Genomic DNA, 16,934 nt, shown 5'->3' on the forward strand with positions numbered 1-16,934 from the left:
AGCCCTTCATTCGAAGGGCTTTGGTATACACACAATAGAGTTAATAAACTACTTACAAGACAGTGTAGCCTCGTCTGCCTTATTTGGCACAAACTGAATATTAGCTACAGAAATTGACGCTTTACCATTGCTGCGTAAACTAAATGGGCTTGTTAGGTTTGCAAAATTAACACCCTTATCAGCAAAACAACCTAAATCGATTGATACTGACTGCCATTTATTCTCAATGGTTTTATCCACTACGTTTGCTAAATCAATGCTTGCACCACATTCACCCGAGCAAGTCATAGCAAGTGCTATATCGCTCGTTAGTGCTTGGTTTAATTTAATATCAAAGCTAATCACACTATCGGCTTCAACATAGGCAATGGTATCTTCTGCAAAGCTTGTTACTATTTCAGCACTGGCTTTTTCTGTACCGCTGAAGTTAAATTGGCGCGCGTCTTCTTGTACTGTTTTGTCCTCAGTACGGTATTTAATTGCACCAAATTCATGGGTACTACTCGATACATCTAAAAGCTCATCGCCCGATTTTAACAATAAGCGCCATGGTGCTACAGGTGCACCAACAAGTATATCCATACTCGTAAGCCCAGAGTTATCAAGTTTAGAGTCTTCATCAAGGTCGTCAGCTAACACGTTTTTATCGCCGTACGATAAGCCAAAGCCATAAGGGAATAATGGGTCGTAATTTTCATCGCCTTTATTAACCGCAGTTTGTACTGCTGATTTAGGCCAAGAAAACGATAATTTACCTTTAAAGTTATTTTGAATGGAGCCGTCTGCCGCTTTTAATAAAACATCAGCAATACCTGCGCCTTCTGTACCTGGCAACCATGCAGCTACAAACGCGTCAGATGCGTTAAGTTCGCTGTTAACCCACATAGGTCGACCTGATATAAACACAGATACAACAGGAATGCCTTGCTCTTTTAGTGAGTTTAAAAGTGCTAATGACTTTTTATTTCCGCGCTCAAACTCAAGGTTATCTTTATCGCCGTGCCCTTCTGCGTAAGGTTCTTCACCAAATACAACAATGGCAACATCAGGACGTTGCTCAAACGTACCATCAGCGCTTAAAGTAACACTTCCACCTGCTGCAGATATTTGATCTTCAAGCCCTTTATATATCGAAGTAGCACCAGGGAAATCAGCATTTTTATTATTAGTACCTTGCCACGTAATACTCCAACCACCCGACTGTTTACCTATATTATCGGCTCCATCACCTGCAACAAGTACGCGTTGATTAGCTGCGATAGGCAATAGGTTATTTTTATTTTTGAGTAACACAAGTGATTCGCGCACAGCTTGACGTGCTACTTCGCGGTGCTCTTGGGCACCAATTAGCTCTGTTTTTCCAGAGTAAAGACGCTTAGCCGGGCTTGGTTTATCAAATAAACCAGCGCGAAGTTTTACGCGTAATATTCTGCTCACTGCGTCATCAATACGCGACATACTAATTTCGCCTGACTTAACTTGCGCAATTGTATTGTTATAAAGAGGCTTCCAGGCACCTGTTGGCACCATGAAAATATCAAGGCCAGCATTAACGGCTTGCGCACAACTTTCGTTAGTACAGCCTTCAATTTGACCGTGACCGTTCCAATCGCCTACTACAAATCCATCAAAACCCATTCGTGTTTTTAATACATCAGTAAGTAGATATTTATTGCCGTGATTTTTAACGCCATTCCAGCTATTAAAAGAAGCCATAACCGATTGGCTACCTGCTGATAAACCGCCTACATAGCCTTGTGCGTGAATATCAAATAATGATTGTTCACTGTCGATATTATTACCCTGATCATCACCATCAACCGTGCCACCGTCGCCAATAAAGTGCTTAACGGTACTAATTACACGCTTGTCACTTAAAAAATCGTCATCGGCTTTACCTTGTAAGCCATTTACTATGGCTGCTGAGTAATCATGTACAATTTTTGGATCTTCTGAGTAACCTTCGTAGGTTCTTCCCCAGCGATCGTCGCGCACTACGGCAACTGTGGGTGCAAATACCCAATCAATACCCGTAGCCATTACCTCTACTGCAGTAATCGATGCTATTTGCTCGATTAAATCAGGATTATTCGCCGCGCCTAAACCAATGTTGTGCGGAAATAACGTCGCACCAATTACATTATTATGGCCATGTACTGCATCGGTGCCCCACATAGTTGGGATACTACTGCCATCAACTGAGTCGTCGACAGAAGCTTGATAAAAGCTCTCTGCTAAGGCTACCCAGTCCATAGGTGTTGCATGTTTGTCGCCATTAGGGAATGCGCCACCACCATTAAGATATGAACCGAAGCCATATTTACGCATGTCTTCAACGGTAATATCACGAATTTCTGGCTGAATCATTTGAGCAACCTTTTGCTCAAGTGTCATGGCTTTTAAATAGTTGACTATTTTAGCTTCAATATCGGCATCTTTTTTAACGGCAATATTAAGTTTTGGCCAAATTTGCGCTGTTTTAGATAACGTTTCATTAGTTTCAACCGATGTCACTGCGTCGTTTGAACAAGCCGATAAAGTACCTACTGATGCAATTAATGTTGCTAAGGCTATTTTATTAAGTGTAAAAGGGGTTTTCATTATAGAGGCTCCTGCGCTTGAACTGGTTTGCTACCGCTTAAACCATAGAACACGATAAATATGTAACATAAAATAGGTAAAACATACGAAAGTTGAACACCCACAGTATCAGCAAGTGCACCTTGTAAAAGTGGCACTATTGCACCACCCACAATCGCCAAACACAAAATACCAGAGCCTTGAGCTGTATGTTTGCCAAGTCCATTTAACGCTAAACTAAAAATAGTGGGGAACATAATAGAATTGAATAAACCAACCAATAGTATTGACCACATTGCTAATTGACCCGACGTGCTCATGGCAATAACGACTAAAATAATAGCCATGGTTGCGTTAAAGCCAAGTACTTTACCAGCAGGTAATTTTTGCATTACAGCAGCACCAATAAAACGCCCAACCATAGCACCACCAAAATAATAAGTGATGTAATGAGCTGCAGCATGCTCTTTTAGCCCTGCTATATTTTCTTGTGCTAAAAAGCTTACTAAAAAGCTACCAATTGCCACTTCGGCGCCTACATACATAAATATACCCACAGCACCTAATACAAGATGGCGATACTGCCAAGCACTGCCTTCAATTGCCTCTGATTTTTCGGCTTCTGCTTTTTGCTCGCTCATAATGTCTGGTAATTTAAGCCATGCAAAAATACCGGCTAGTAAAATAAGCATTGCAGCTAAAAGGAGGTAAGGAAGTTGTACTGATTCTGCATTTTGTGCAGGTGTTAAAAAGGCTTCTGACGCTGAGTCCAGAATTAACAGAGCACCAAATGATGGCGCAACCGTAGTACCCAACGCGTTAAAAGCTTGGGTTAGTGTTAAACGAGACGACGCAGTTTTTGCTGAACCCAACAAACTTACATAAGGATTTGCAGATACTTGTAATAACGTTATGCCACTTGCAAGTACAAATAAAGCAAATAAAAATACAGGATAACTATGTAAAGACGCTGCTGGGTAAAATAAGATACACCCTACTGCCGCAATTAAAAGCCCAACCACGATTCCTTTTTTATAACCAAGCTTTTTAACAATGTATCCACTAGGGAGTGACATTAAAAAGTAAGCGCCAAAAAAGCAAAACTGCACAAGCATTGCTTGAACATAAGTTAAATCGAAAACCGCTTTTAAATGCGGAATCAAAATATCATTTAAGCAGGTAATAAAACCCCACATAAAAAATAGTGAAGTTAAAGATGTAAGTGCAAAACCATAGTTTTTATCTTGGTGGTTTTGCGACTGTGTGTGTGATGTCAGTGGTGCTGAACTAGCCATGTGCTCTCCGCAATTTATTATTATAAATTGATCTTCAGTAAGTAATTAATACAAACCCCGCTAAGGCGCATTATTAAAGAGTTGACCTGAAGATTAATTAACATTAATCTAAAAATGTAAGCGCTTTCACGGCTAATTAAATACGAACATGTTACATATTTCAACAACTTTTATTTTTAATAATGTTTTGTAACCGCTGAAAGTCAGTAAAAATAGGCGCTAAGCGTGCAATTAAGTTCTCAAAAAGGTTTGTAACCAATGACAAAAATATCATTACCATTTAATTCACCTCTATTAACAAAAGACTTTGTTTATGGTGTAGCAACAGCATCATTTCAGATAGAGGGCGGGTATGAGCATCGCTTACCGTGTATTTGGGATACCTTTTGTAGTACTGCAGGTAAAATTGCTGATAATTCACATGGTCATATTGCCTGCGATCATTACAACAATTGGCAACAAGACATAGATTTAATAGAGTCTCTAGGTGTTGATGCTTACAGGCTTTCTATTTCATGGCCTCGCGTTATGACTCAAGACGGAAAGTTAAATCCTGTAGGCGTTAAGTTTTATACTGATATTTTAGATGAGCTAAAACGAAAAAATATAAAAGCCTTTGTTACTTTGTATCACTGGGATTTACCGCAACACCTTGAAGATGAAGGCGGCTGGCTTAACAGAAAAACAGCTTATGCATTTGAGCAGTACGTAGAACTAATTACTAACGCATTTGGAACACGAGTGTATTCTTACGCTACATTAAACGAACCCTTTTGCAGCGCGTTTTTAGGTTACGAGATTGGCATACATGCCCCAGGTCTAGTAGGCAAGCAGTATGGTAAAAAAGCAGCTCATCACTTATTACTCGCTCATGGTCTGGCTATGAACGTGCTAAATAAAACATCGCCTGATACTCAAAACGGCATTGTGCTTAACTTTACACCCGCCTACCCACTTACAGATACTCAACAAGACATAGACAGTGCCAAATACGCTGATGACTATTTAAATCAGTGGTACATGAAACCAATAATGGACGGTAAATACCCTGATATAATTAGCCAACTACCTGAGGATCACTTACCAGACATACACCCAGGTGATATGGAATTAATTTCTCAGCCAATTGATTACTTAGGCATTAACTTTTATACCCGCCAAGTTTATAAAGCGCACCCTACTGATATTTATGAACCCATTGCACCTACGGGTCCGTTGACAGATATGGGGTGGGAGGTTTACCCGCAATCGTTTACCGATTTGCTTGTATCGCTTAATAAGACATACACCCTACCGCCTATTTATATAACCGAAAATGGCGCAGCAATGCCCGATACATATAATAATGGCGAAGTTAACGACTTAGACCGTTTAAGTTATTATAATACTCATTTAAACGCAGTTCACAATGCAGTTGAACAGGGTGTTGTTATACGTGGCTACTTTGCTTGGAGCTTAATGGACAACTTTGAGTGGGCAGAAGGCTACTTAAAGCGCTTTGGTATTGTTTATGTTGATTATAAAACGCAGCAACGTACTATTAAAAATAGTGGCTTAGCCTATAAAGCACTTATCTCAAATAGATAATAATAAGCACAAAGCGGGATAAACAATCATGGTCAGTGTAAAAGAAAAAATAGCGTATGGCTTAGGCGACACCGCCAGTAATATTATTTTTCAAACAGTTATGATGTTTTTAATGCTGTACTACACAGATGTAGTAGGTTTATCGCCTGCCGTTGTTGGTACTATGTTTTTAGCAGTGCGTATTTTTGATGCCGTAACCGATCCATTAATGGGTAACCTTGCTGATAAAACACATACGCGCTGGGGGCACTTTCGCCCCTACTTACTTTGGCTTGCACTTCCTTTTGCTATTATAAGTATTTTAGCGTTCACTACACCCGATTTAGAAGGCACCGATAAAATAATTTATGCCTTTACTACTTACACACTTCTTATGGTTGTCTACACCGCTATTAATATCCCTTATTGTGCATTGGGCGGCGTACTTACTGCTGACGTAAAAGAGCGCGTTACTATTCAGTCTTACCGGTTTGTATTTGGTATGCTAGGCGGCGTAATAGTAGCGGGTTGTACTATGCCAATGGTTGAGTATTTTGGCCAAGGCGATGCTGCCAAGGGCTATCAATACACAATGACTGCAATGAGCATTTTAGGTTTTGTACTGTTTTTACTTTGTTTTTTAGGCACAAAAGAACGTATACAACAGCCAAAAGAGCAAAACATTCCTTTTGCCAAAAGTGTTAAAGCCTTAATTAAAAACGATCAATGGCGAACTCTTTGCTTAGCTGCATTTTTTTTACTTACCGGGCAAGTATTAAGGCTTACGCTTGCTGTTTACTACGTAAAATACTATTTAGGTCGAGACGATTTAATCACCTTATTTATGACGCTAGGTGTTGCAGCAAGCATGGTAGGTTGTGCTTTAGCTCAACCACTTGCAAAGCGCTTTTGTAAAATAAAGGCCTATATAAGCTTACAAGTTATTGCCGCCGCTATTTGTGGTTTTAGTTACTTTATTAGTAAAGACTCTTTAGTATTGGCATTTGCGGCCTTTATTTTATGGAAATTCTTTTTAGATATGGCAACCCCGTTGTTGTGGGCAAAAATGGCCGACACCATAGATTACGGGCATGAAAAAACAGGTGTACGCATTACGGGTTTGGTTTATTCAGGCGTCATATTTTTTATTAAAATGGGCGTGGCTGTAGGCGGTGCAATTGCAGGCTGGTTATTATCTTTTTACAGCTATCAGGCCGATGCAGTACAAACCCTCGACACCCAACACGGTATTTTACTTTCATTTACTGTACTACCTGCTTTTGGCTCATTATTTGTTGCCTACATAATGAAAAAATATACACTAACTAATCAAGTTGTTGAAAATATTCAATCTAAACTAACAGCTAGTTAAGATATATACTCTAAGGTATTATTTAGCCGAAGTAGTTAAGGATAAGCGAGTGAACAAATAACATGGCAACAATTTATCAAGTCTCAGAGCTTGCGGGCGTATCGTTAGCCACCGTTTCTCGCGTGATGAACAAAAATACCCGCGTAAGCGATAAAACTAAACAAAAAGTGCTTGATGCCATGGAGCAGCTTGGCTACAAGCCCAATTCAATAGCGCAATCTTTAGCCTCTAACTGTACTAACAGTGTCGGTATTTTAGTGTCTGAGTTACATGGTCCTTTCTTTGCCCAAATGATGGCAGGTATTGAATCGGAGCTTCGAGCTGCGGGTAAACACGTTATTATTACCACCGGCCACAGTGAAGAAGACAAAGAACAAGAAGGCATTGAGTTTTTAATTAGCAGACGCTGCGATGCTATTATTTTGCACGTAGAAGCCGTTTCAGACGACTACCTAATAAAACTAAGTAAAGGCTCTACGCCCGTTTATTTAATGAGCCGTTACGTAGAGCAATTAAAAGATAACTGTATCAGCCTAGATAACCAATTAGGTGGCTACCTAGCCACTAAATCGATATTAAATCACGGCCATACACAAATAGCGTACATTGCAGGCCCGCAGTTTAAAGCCGATGCTTTTAACCGCTTAGAGGGTCATAAACAAGCACTCGCAGAGGCTGGTATTAAATTTGATCTTGCGCTTTATTATATTGGCGACTTTAACGAAACCGGTGGTAGTAAAGGCTTAAAACATTTTATTGATGAAAAGCTCAGCTTTACTGCACTAGTGTGCGCCAATGACGAAATGGCGTCTGGTGCTATGAAATATGCTCGAGAGCACGGTTATAATTTACCAAACGATTTATCGATTGTTGGATTTGATAACGTTATTTTTGCAAACTATCTGTACCCTACACTCACGACGATTGATAATCCGATCGGAAAAATGGGCGAAATGGCTGCTAAATTAGTGCTTAAAGATGTCTATCAAAATAAAAATCTTGTTATAAATCGCTTTTTTGAACCTACTTTAATGCAGCGCGATTCATCTGCACCACTTATTAAATAAAGACTAAAAGCGAATACTTATTTGGGTACAAAAAAAGCGGCTAAATGCCGCTTTTGTATGTGAGCTACTTAACAATCCAAGGCGTTACTTTAATAACCTGCGATATATCGCCAAGTGACGCGGTATCATCCTCCCAGTTATCTTCAACTGCAAAATAACACACTGACTTTTCACACGTTATGCTCTTATCATCAAATTGCATTGGGCTTTTAAATGTAACTGCTACGCCCTTTTGCTCTGGTAATAAAAACCACATTAATTTACTTACAAAAAAGCCCGACAAATCAGTTAACAGCTCATCAAGTTCTTCGTTAATGGTATATAACGACTGCTTTGAAAACGTTAAATCTTCAAGTTCGTTTGCTTCTATTTGAAGTTTTAATTGGCAATCATGATCTGGGTTTTGTGGCTGCACCACAATAACAGCTTTATCTGTATCAAGTTGCTTATCGAACGGTAATAGTAGCTGTGCTTTATCGGTAAAGTTAAGTGGGTACTCGTTCTTTTCAGTTAAAATAGTACCGTTTTTAATGGCACATGCTTCGTTAGTTGCTATATCACTTATATAAAAGTTAACTCGCGCATATTGAAAATCGCCTTTGTTAACAACTTTTAATCGGTCATAAAAGCCGTCATACGACATCACAAACTCTCTGGCATTAACATTAAATGCACTCATGCCCAGCAGCACTAACGCAATGGCGTTGGTGCAATTAAAAATGTATTTATTCATCAAAGTAGGCTCTATTTTGGCTAATCATCGTGTTTAGCTCTTCTATATACGCTTCACCGCGCTCAGAGTAAGACATTAAACCGTGTGTAAGTTCAGTCGCTAAAATTGGTTTTTGCTCAAGACGTAAGTTTTCACGTATTGCGCGCAAATCTTTATAAGCAGGATGCGTATTTATGTTTTTAAAGTAAGAGTTTATAGCAGCTCTTACCGATTTAAACGCAGCAACTTCGTGTGCAGCTCCAGTATTACGGCGTTTTGGTACCATGCCACAATCTTTTGTGTAACACCACTGACCAAAAAAGTTAAGGCCAATACGTGCAAAACGCGATGTGCCCCACGCAGATTCATTTGCAGCTTGCATAAGCGCTAATTCTTTAGGAATTATATCAACACGGCGTAGTGCTTGCGTAAGTATTAGCGTATCAATGGTGCTTGGTAAACCGTACGACTTTAATATTGCTGCAATATCTTTGCTTTGCTTTTTTTCTAAAGGTAATTCGTTTTGTAGCATCATGCGTGCTATTTCAAGCTTAGCGCGTTGCTGTAATATTTTTTTGTTTTCGGCTTCAACGTGCGGACGAATAAAGCTAAAAAATGCATGTTTTTTTTCTTTAACATCACTAAATTCTGAAAACTTTGGCAGTTTTACATTATGTAATGGTTTTTCTTTTTTCTTCACTTTTTTTGGTTGTTCTGACGTTTGTTCATCTAGTTCAACATCGTCACTTTGTATAAACGGGTAAGCAAGCGCCCATACAAAAAACACGGTTAGTAAAAGCTTAAAAATCGTTTTTAACATGTATTCTCTCTTGGAAACAACAACTATGCATGGTTAATACACAAGCATACGAAGGCGCATTATACCTAAGCCACTTTATAAACGCGAATAACTGGGGTTTGATGACCTTTTACGGTTGAATTTTCAGCAATGTATTTGGGTTTCGATAAAACAGAGCCTATGTAGTGCATTTGTTCATTCGCAATTTATAAGTCCATGGGTATACTGAGCAAAGTTTAATAATATTAACTATGTGTGAGTAAGCAGTATGGATAAACAATGGCAAAGCCGAATAATAGAGCAATATAAACATCGTCCTAACGATAACCGCTCGCCGTGGCAGGTCGATCGTTCGCGCATTATTCATGCCGCAGCATTTAGGCGTTTGCAAGCTAAAACCCAAATTATGGGCATAGGCCTAAACGACTTTTACCGCACTCGCCTTACCCACTCTTTAGAAGTATCGCAAATTGGTACCGGCATATTGCGCCATTTAAAAGCGCAACATAGCGACTTTACGCACTTTCCATCAACTGGACTGCTCGAAACACTGTGTTTAGCGCACGATATTGGCCATCCACCCTTCGGCCACGGTGGCGAAATAGCGCTAAATTACATGATGCGCGATCACGGTGGTTTTGAAGGTAACGCACAAACACTGCGCATAGTTGCAAAACTTGAGCCCTACAGTAATGGCCACGGCATGAACCTAACTCGTCGTACTTTATTAGGTTTTATAAAATACCCCGCGTTTATTAATACGCTTTGGCATACCATTCCCGATGCCACAACCGGTCGTGCATTTATAAAAGCGGATGATTGGCGACCTGCCAAAGGGTTATACAACGACGATGCAGCCATATTCAATTGGATAGTAGAACCACTGAGTCAAAACGATAAAACGTTGCTGGGTAACCATGCTGCTATTGATAAGTACCGCGCTAAAACAACGTATAAATCGCTCGACAGCGCCATAATGGAGCATGCCGACGATATAGCATACGCGGTACACGACTTAGAAGATGCCATTGCAACCCATGTACTTACGTTAGACGATTGGCAAACCCATGCTCTGCCCCATTTAAAAGCACTAAACTTTGACTGGCTAAACGACATGCTTGAATCGCTGACCCAGCGCTTGTTTTCAAAAAATGATTATGAGCGAAAAGATGCCATAGGTGAGCTGGTTAATACCTTTATTATTCATATACATTTGGATATTCAAAACGATAACTTTGAATGCCCTATTTTAAAGTACACCGCTAAATTAGATGCCCAATACGACAGTGTATTGCAAATACTTAAGCATTTTGTGTTTCAACGTTTAATACGCGCCCCCGAAATGCAGCAAATAGAGTTCAAAGGTCAAAACTTACTAATAGAGTTATTTACCGCGTTTGCTAGCGATCCGCTGCGTTTATTGCCCGAAACAACACAAGCACAATACATAGAAGCGCAAAAGCAAAACCAAGGGATGCGTATAATTTGCGATTATTTGAGCGGAATGACCGACGAGTACGCTTATAAAACATACCAACGATTGTTTTCACCTATGCAGTAGCTAACTGCTAACTGCTAACTGCTAACATTGAAAAGGCCGAGTAAATTTAATTTACTCGGCCTTTTTAGTTTTTATATTTAGTTGGAACGTTTTATAACGACTCTACGCCCATGTTATATAGCGTAAAACCAAATATATCAGCGTACTGCTCAATTGTTTTACTCGTTGGAGTACCTGCACCATGCCCCGCATTGGTTTCTATGCGAATAAGCGTTGGATTATTACCTGTTTGCTTTGCTTGAAGCTCAGCTGCAAACTTAAACGAATGCGAAGGAACAACACGGTCATCATGGTCGCCAGTTGTGATCATAGTAGCTGGATACTCAACACCTGCTTTTACATTATGAAGTGGTGAGTAACCTTTAATGTATTCAAACATTTCTTTGCTTTGCTCACTGGTGCCGTAGTCGTATGCCCAGCCAGCGCCGGCAGTAAATGTATGGTAGCGCAGCATATCAAGTACACCTACAGCAGGTAGAGCAACTTGAAATAAGTCAGGACGCTGCGTCATTACTGCGCCAACTAACAAACCACCATTAGATCCACCGCGAAGTGCTAAGCGTTTTTTAGACGTGTACTTTTTATCTTTTAAGTACTCAGCCGCTGCAATAAAGTCGTCAAACACATTTTGCTTTTGCAATTTTGTGCCTTCATTATGCCAGTCTTTACCGTACTCACCGCCACCACGAATATTAGCAACGGCGTACACACCACCTTGTTCAAGCCATACTGCATTAACGGGGCTAAAGCTTGGCGTTAAACTAATATTAAAACCACCGTAACCATATAAAATAGTAGGGTTTGAACCATCAAGCTTAATGCCTGTTTTATAGGTGATTACCATCGGTATTTTAGTACCGTCTTTTGATGTGTAAAACACCTGCTCAGACGTGTAATCATCGCTATTAAAATCAATAGCCGACTTACGATAAACACCCGATTCACCCGTAGTTACATCAAACGTATAAGTAGTGCCTGGTGTTTTGTAGTTAGTGAACGAATAATAAAGCGTTGTTTGATCTTTTTTACCGCCAAAACCACGTGCAGTACCCACGCCTGGCAATGTAATTTCACGAATTAGCTCGCCTTTTTTGTTGTACTGTTTTACCTGCGAAATAGCATCAACCATATAGTTTGCAAAAAAGGTATCGCCGCCTTTTGTAAGGTTTAGTACGTTTTTGGTTTCAGGAATTAAATCAACCCAATTTTCAGGGCTCGGGTTGCTTGCATCAACCATCACTACTTTTTTGTTTGGTGCATTAAGGTTAGTAACTAAAAACAGCTTGCTGCCTTCGTTATCTATAACTGATGTATCTGAATCAGTATTTCCAACAACCGTTACAAACTCACTGTTTTCTTTTGTTAGATCTTTTATAAACAGCTTATTGCCTGAAGTAGACGTACTTGCCGAAATAAGTAAGTAGTGGCCGTCATGGGTTACATCAGCGCCTACATAGCGATGTTTTTGCTCATCAGTTTCACCAAATACAACACTATCTGCAGATTGTGCAGTACCTAGCTTATGGTAATACGCTTTATGCTGATCTGTTTTAGCCGACAGCTCACTGCCTTTAGGTTTTTCGTAACTTGAATAATAAAAGCCCTCGTTACCTAACCAATCAATGCCACTAAATTTAACGTCAACAAGCGCTTCTTCAACTTGCTTTTTAGTATGTGCATCAATAACAATAATTTTACGCCAGTCGCTGCCACCTTCAGATATTTGATATGCGAGCAATGAACCATCTTTTGAAAACGATAAACCCGACATAGACGTCGTACCATCTTCACTAAACTTGTTTGGGTCTAAAAATACTTCTACGTCGCCGCCATCTTTACTACGGTACAAAACATATTGATTTTGCAGGCCATCGTTTTTATAAAAATAGGTGTAATCGCCTTCAGTAAAAGGAGGGCCTATTTTTTCGTAGTTCATTAGTTTTTCAAGGCGCTGCTTTAACTTATCGCGATAAGGTATTTGTTCTAAATAAGAAAACGTTAAATTGTTTTGCGTTTTAACCCAATCGGCAGTTTCTCTGCTCATATCATCTTCAAGCCAACGATATGGGTCACTAACCGCTTCTTCAAAGTAGGTGTCTACGATATCGCCTTTTTTTGTTTCTGGGTATATAACTGCGTTAACTTGCTTCATAGGTGCTTTTACTTCTTCTTGAGTTACCGTATTAGTTGGCTCTGAACAGCCGCTAAGCGCTACAATTACAGCACACGCTAGAGTATGTTTAAACATCCCGAGTTCCATTCTTATTTATTAATAGTGCGCCTAAGCTATTAACTTTTAGCCCTTTTGTCTATATAGATGCGTTAAGCGCCATTTATCGCTGTAAACAAATGTAAACTTACGCTTTAATAGCATTACCCTCATTAAAATAAAAAACAATAAAAGAGCACACTATGCAAAGTACAAACCCCACGTTTAAAAGCTTTAAAGCCTTCTACCCTTATTATTTAAAAGAGCATCGCAACGTGATTTGCCGCCGCTTACATTTTATAGGAAGCACCCTTGTTCTTGCTGTAATCGCAATAGCATTATTAAAACAACACTACAGTTTATTGTGGCTATTACCTGTTATTGGATATGGGTTTGCGTGGGTCGGGCATTTCTTTTTTGAAAAAAACCGCCCTGCTACTTTTAAACACCCTTTTTACAGTTTGTGGGGAGATTGGGTAATGTTTAAAGACATAATTATTGGAAAAATTAAATTTTAACACTATTTCTAGCACTCTTTTTTATACCAATTACTTATAAAAACAAAATTACTTCATGCTTTAAAGTATAGGTTCTAATAAGTAGTACATAATTTATAACACACCCATTAAATGTTAATTTAGTTAACATTTAATGGGTGTATTTTTATTTTATATTTTTAAAAATATTTATAGCTCAACAGTTGTTTATTGCCAGCCCAATAAAAATGGCTTCCTACAAATAATTAGTTAAATCTACCAACCTCATCTTACCAGTTAATTAAACGTTAAATTTAATTTTTAAATATAATTCATTATCCATCAATTACTTAGCAATTACCTTCGCTATATAACTAAAACAATGATCATTATAAAAAACAACCAAATGTAATTATAAAAACCCTTAAATTAATTGAATGTTATTCAATTGACTGGCTTTGTTAATTAAGTATATGTTCAAGGTAACAAAGAGGTTTAATCTTTATCTTTTTGTTCAAAACTAAAATAATTCAATGGGTATGGGGAAATACAGCATGAATAGAAAACCGTTATTTAAATTACAGCAGTCGGTACCACAAATATTACTCGCCATGAGTGCATCAGCTGCGCTACTTGGTTCGCTCTCAGTAAATGCTGCAGAGCAAGACACCAAAGCAGAAGAAAACATCGAACAAATAAGCGTAATTGGCTCTCGCCGATTAGGCCGTACAGTAGAAGACAGTGCAGTACCCATCGATATAATTGGTGCAGATGCACTTAAAAACTCAGGCTTTACTGAAACGAATGCCCTACTTAGCAATTTATTACCTAGCTTTAACTTCCCGCAAGCATCACTTACTGATGGTAGTGACCATGTACGCCCTGCTCAACTTCGTGGTTTAGCACCTGATCACACTTTAGTGCTTGTTAATGGTAAGCGTCGCCATAGCAACGCATTACTTAACTTAAATGGCTCAACGGGTCGTGGTTCATCATCAGTTGATTTAAATGCAATTCCAGCAAATGCTATCGACCGCATTGAAGTATTACGTGATGGTGCAGCAGCCCAATATGGCTCTGATGCTATAGCCGGCGTTATTAATATTGTGCTTAAAAGTGCCAGCAGCGGTGGCTCAGTGGCGGCTATATATGGTGCTAACGTAACAGAAATGGACGGTGTACCACAGCTTGAGTCTGTATCTGAAGGCAGTGATGGTAATTTAGCCTTTACTGAAGGGGGCGATCGCTCTTTAACAGACGGCCAAACACTAACGCTGCAAGGTAATATGGGTTTTGAACTTGGCGATAATGGCTTTTTAAACATCTCAACAGAATACCGCGACCGACATTCAACTAACCGCTCTGACTACGATAACCGTGAAAACTACGCACGATTAGATGATGGCTCGCTAGACCCTCGTGAACTTACCGTAAATCGATATAACCATAACTTTGGTAATGGCGATGTTGAAGACTTTTCAATGTTTTATAACGCAGGTTATCAATTAACAAACGATATCGATTTATATTCGTTTGGCTCTTACAGCAAACGCGAAGGCGAAGGTGGCGGGTTTTATCGCCGTGCAAGCGATAGCCGTAATATAGAAGAAGTATACCCTGATGGTTTTTTACCGGTTATCACTTCAGACATAGATGACTTTTCGCTGGCACTTGGCGCTAAAGGTTTTATAAGTGAATGGAATTACGATGTATCGGCCGTATATGGTCAAGATGCGTTCGAGTTTGGCGTTATAAATAGCTTAAATACCTCATACGGCCCTACTAGCCAAACAAGCTTTGATGCCGGAACACTTACCTACGATCAACTTACCTTAAACGTTGATTTTAGTCGCGAAGTAGACGTCAGCTTTTTAGAAAGCTCGGTAAGTGTAGCTGTAGGTGCTGAGTATCGCCGCGAAGGATACCAAATAGATGCAGGCGAAGAAGCTTCATATGCACAAGGCACATTTGGCCCAGGAGGCGCAGTAACCGACCCAGTCGATGGCCCATTTGGCGCAGCGGGCGCACAAGTATTCCCGGGGTTTACACCCGAATCAGAGGGCGACAATAGCCGCCATAACGTGAGCTTGTATATAGACCTTGAAACCTACCTAACCGACGATTGGAATTTAGCGGTTGCCGCCCGTTATGAAGATTACTCAGACTTTGGCGATACACTTAACGGTAAAGTTGCGACTCGTTATTCATTAACTGAAGACTTAGCGCTGCGCGCCTCTGTATCAACTGGTTTTAGAGCACCCTCTTTGCAGCAACAATACTTTACCTCAGTGGCCACTGTATTTGTTGATGGCGAACCAACCGAAACAGGTACGTTCGCACCAAGCAGCGATGTAGCAAAAGCACTGGGCTCACCAGGTCTTGATGCCGAGGAAGCAACAAACTACGGCGTTGGTTTTACATGGTCTACCGACTTTAATTTCAGCTTATCGGTTGATTACTACCAAATATTAATTGATGACCGCATTGTGTTATCAAACAACTTATCGGGCGATGCTATTGCCGATTTACTTCAAGGCACAGGTGCTAACCAAGGTCGTTTCTTCTTAAATGCAATTGACAGCAAAACCCGTGGTGTTGATGTGGTTGCCTCTTATAATGTAGCAACTGATGGTTATGGCGATTTAGCCTTTAACCTAGGTTACAACTACGGTAAAAATGAAGTAACAAATATTATCGACCCACCAGCAGAGCTGCAAGGTGCTGGGTTTGATCAAGACAACTTGTTCTCAGGCACTGAGCTGCGTCGTTTTGAAGTAAGCACACCGCGTAATAAGTACAACTTAAGCGCAACATGGACTAACGACGACATACGCACCACGCTTAGAACAACACGTTACGGCGAAACTCAAGACCCTTCAGATATCCCAGAACGTAACGAAGTGCTTAAGCCTAAATGGATAACCGACTTAGATGTCGCCTACTCGCTTAGTGAAAACGTATCACTGAGCTTAGGGGCTAATAACATTTTTGATGTTTATCCAGATGCAACCCGTGAAAATGTTGACGATGTAACCACCTTCTCACGTTTATTTGCTTACTCTAGCTTCTCGCCGTATGGATTTAACGGACGCTACGTGTACGGTAAAATAGAAATGAAGTTCTAATAAGCGCAGCTTAAAGTAACCAAACACACAAAAGCCACCGATTAGGTTAACACCATTCAGTTAAGCATGCTTTGACTTAATGGTGTACCGAGTTTTTGAAATTCGAACGGTCCTACTTTTGGGCCGTTTTCTTTTTTCTGGAAGAATATAACGTTTCACTCGTTCTCGCATT

General features: G+C 39.8%; 11 protein-coding genes. 6 read left to right on the forward strand and 5 right to left on the reverse strand.

What is annotated here, in order from left to right; all coding sequences use genetic code 11:
• Window positions 1–48: 48 nt before the first annotated feature.
• Both QL998_RS14555 and QL998_RS14560 read right to left on the reverse strand, forming a co-directional pair.
• Window positions 49–2,601: a glycoside hydrolase family 3 N-terminal domain-containing protein gene (locus tag QL998_RS14555; RefSeq protein ID WP_290192951.1), complete on the reverse strand. Its 2,553-nt coding sequence runs from the start codon at window positions 2,599–2,601 to the stop codon at window positions 49–51.
• Window positions 2,601–3,875 carry a sugar MFS transporter gene (locus QL998_RS14560; RefSeq protein ID WP_290192952.1) on the reverse strand — a complete coding sequence of 425 codons (1,275 nt, stop codon included), beginning with the start codon at window positions 3,873–3,875 and terminating at the stop codon, window positions 2,601–2,603. The genes QL998_RS14555 and QL998_RS14560 overlap by 1 nt, the downstream gene beginning before the upstream one ends.
• Before the next feature lie 258 nt (window positions 3,876–4,133).
• Between QL998_RS14560 and QL998_RS14565 the strand changes: the two genes are divergently transcribed.
• From QL998_RS14565 to QL998_RS14575, 3 genes are all read left to right on the forward strand, one after another.
• Window positions 4,134–5,462 carry a GH1 family beta-glucosidase gene (locus QL998_RS14565; RefSeq protein ID WP_290192953.1) on the forward strand — a complete coding sequence of 443 codons (1,329 nt, stop codon included), beginning with the start codon at window positions 4,134–4,136 and terminating at the stop codon, window positions 5,460–5,462.
• A 28-nt stretch (window positions 5,463–5,490) separates the two neighbouring features.
• On the forward strand, window positions 5,491–6,813 hold the full coding sequence (locus tag QL998_RS14570; RefSeq protein ID WP_165734906.1) for an MFS transporter: 1,323 nt from the start codon (window positions 5,491–5,493) through the stop codon (window positions 6,811–6,813).
• Between the two features lie 62 nt (window positions 6,814–6,875).
• Window positions 6,876–7,880 carry a LacI family DNA-binding transcriptional regulator gene (locus QL998_RS14575; RefSeq protein WP_290192954.1) on the forward strand — a complete coding sequence of 335 codons (1,005 nt, stop codon included), beginning with the start codon at window positions 6,876–6,878 and terminating at the stop codon, window positions 7,878–7,880.
• A 64-nt stretch (window positions 7,881–7,944) separates the two neighbouring features.
• On the opposite strand, the gene QL998_RS14580 is transcribed toward QL998_RS14575, so the two are convergent.
• Together QL998_RS14580 and QL998_RS14585 are read right to left on the reverse strand one after the other, a co-directional pair.
• Complete coding sequence (locus QL998_RS14580; RefSeq protein ID WP_290192955.1) at window positions 7,945–8,613, reverse strand: DUF2987 domain-containing protein; 669 nt, start codon at window positions 8,611–8,613, stop codon at window positions 7,945–7,947.
• The gene (locus QL998_RS14585; protein WP_182197958.1) at window positions 8,606–9,412 is read right to left on the reverse strand and encodes a glucosaminidase domain-containing protein; all 807 of its coding nucleotides are present in this window, start codon (window positions 9,410–9,412) and stop codon (window positions 8,606–8,608) included. The genes QL998_RS14580 and QL998_RS14585 overlap by 8 nt, the downstream gene beginning before the upstream one ends.
• A 247-nt stretch (window positions 9,413–9,659) precedes the next feature.
• Here QL998_RS14585 and QL998_RS14590 point away from each other — a divergent pair, with 247 nt between their 5' ends.
• Complete coding sequence (locus QL998_RS14590) at window positions 9,660–10,952, forward strand: anti-phage deoxyguanosine triphosphatase (protein ID WP_290192956.1); 1,293 nt, start codon at window positions 9,660–9,662, stop codon at window positions 10,950–10,952.
• A 91-nt stretch (window positions 10,953–11,043) separates the two neighbouring features.
• Here QL998_RS14590 and QL998_RS14595 read toward each other — a convergent pair whose 3' ends face one another.
• Window positions 11,044–13,200 carry a prolyl oligopeptidase family serine peptidase gene (locus QL998_RS14595; RefSeq protein ID WP_290192957.1) on the reverse strand — a complete coding sequence of 719 codons (2,157 nt, stop codon included), beginning with the start codon at window positions 13,198–13,200 and terminating at the stop codon, window positions 11,044–11,046.
• Window positions 13,201–13,364: 164 nt separating this feature from the next.
• Between QL998_RS14595 and QL998_RS14600 the strand changes: the two genes are divergently transcribed.
• Window positions 13,365–13,679: a DUF962 domain-containing protein gene (locus QL998_RS14600; RefSeq protein WP_290192958.1), complete on the forward strand. Its 315-nt coding sequence runs from the start codon at window positions 13,365–13,367 to the stop codon at window positions 13,677–13,679.
• Between the two features lie 512 nt (window positions 13,680–14,191).
• Window positions 14,192–16,762, forward strand: coding sequence for a TonB-dependent receptor (locus QL998_RS14605; RefSeq protein WP_290192959.1), 2,571 nt, complete (start codon window positions 14,192–14,194; stop codon window positions 16,760–16,762).
• Window positions 16,763–16,934 lie beyond the last annotated feature (172 nt).

This window comes from Pseudoalteromonas sp. APC 3691, assembly GCF_030408135.1.
Lineage (GTDB): Bacteria > Pseudomonadota > Gammaproteobacteria > Enterobacterales > Alteromonadaceae > Pseudoalteromonas.